The sequence below is a fragment of the Streptomyces sp. NRRL B-24572 genome (assembly GCF_002156145.1).
In the GTDB taxonomy this organism is placed as follows: domain Bacteria; phylum Actinomycetota; class Actinomycetes; order Streptomycetales; family Streptomycetaceae; genus Streptomyces; species Streptomyces vietnamensis.
On record NZ_MWIG01001186.1, the window covers coordinates 1 to 1082 of the forward strand.

Consider the following 1082-nt stretch of genomic DNA (forward strand, 5'->3'; position numbering starts at 1 on the left):
TCGGCGGGCCGGGGCGGTGCTTCCGGGGGCGTGCCGTTGTCGAGGACGGTGATCTCGACCGTACGGCCCACCCGGACGACGCTCACCTCGGCCTCGGCGTCCGGTCCCGCGTGCTTGCGGACGTTGGTCAGGGCCTCCTGCACGATCCGGTACGCGGCGAGGTCGACGGTCGCCGGGAGCGTCAGGCCCTCGTCGGCGCGGGCCAGGGCGACGGGCAGCCCGGCCTTGCGGAAGCTGTCGAGCAGCCCGTCGAGGACGGCGAGGCCCGGGGCGGGCTCGGTGGGGGCCTCCGGGTCGCCGGACTGGCGGAGGAGGCCGACGGTGGCGCGCAGCTCGTCCAGGGCGGAGCGGCTGGCCTCGCGGACGTGCGCGAGGGCCTCCTTGGCCTGGTCGGGGCGCTTGTCCATGACGTGGGCGGCGACCCCGGCCTGCACGTTCACCAGGGCGATGTGGTGCGCGACGACGTCGTGGAGGTCGCGGGCGATCCGCAGCCGCTCCTCGGCGACCCGCCGCCCCGCCTCCTCCTCGCGGGTCCGCTCGGCCCGCTCGGCCCGCTCCCGGATCGCGTCGACGAAGGCCCGGCGACTGCGGACGGCGTCCCCGGCGGCCGCCGCCATCCCGGTCCAGGCGAAGACGCCGAGGTTCTCCTGCGCGTACCAGTGGGTCGGCCCGAAGACCATGGCCGCGGCGGTGAGCACCGCCATCGTGACGAGACCGACCCGCCAGGTGGTGGGCCGGTCGGTGCGGGAGGCGACCGTGTAGAGCGCGACGACGGCGCTCATCGCGATCGGGGCGGGCCGGTTGTCGTTGACCAGCTCGAAGAGGCTGATCGTGACGGTGAAGGCGAGCACGGCGAAGGGGCTGCGCCTGCGCATCACCAGGGCCGCCGCCCCGGCGATCATGATCAGCCTCTTCGAGCTGGTCAACGACAACCGGCCCGCCCCGATCGCGATGAGCGCCGTCGTCGCGCTCTACACGGTCGCCTCCCGCACCGACCGGCCCACCACCTGGCGGGTCGGTCTCGTCACGATGGCGGTGCTCACCGCCGCGGCCATGGTCTTCGGGCCGACCCACTGGTACGC

General features: G+C 74.9%; 1 protein-coding gene and 1 pseudogene. One reads left to right on the top strand and one right to left on the bottom strand.

The genetic code is table 11. The features are described 5' to 3' along the window. Positions 1-902: sensor histidine kinase (locus tag CCN56_RS41190; RefSeq protein ID WP_373412970.1), on the bottom strand; the 902-nt coding region annotated here is incomplete at its 3' end. On the opposite strand from CCN56_RS41190, the pseudogene CCN56_RS41195 reads away from it, so the two are divergent. Beyond that, positions 901-1082, top strand: a pseudogene (locus CCN56_RS41195) (two-component sensor histidine kinase); the annotation flags it as partial. The gene CCN56_RS41190 and the pseudogene CCN56_RS41195 sit on opposite strands and share 2 nt — an antisense overlap.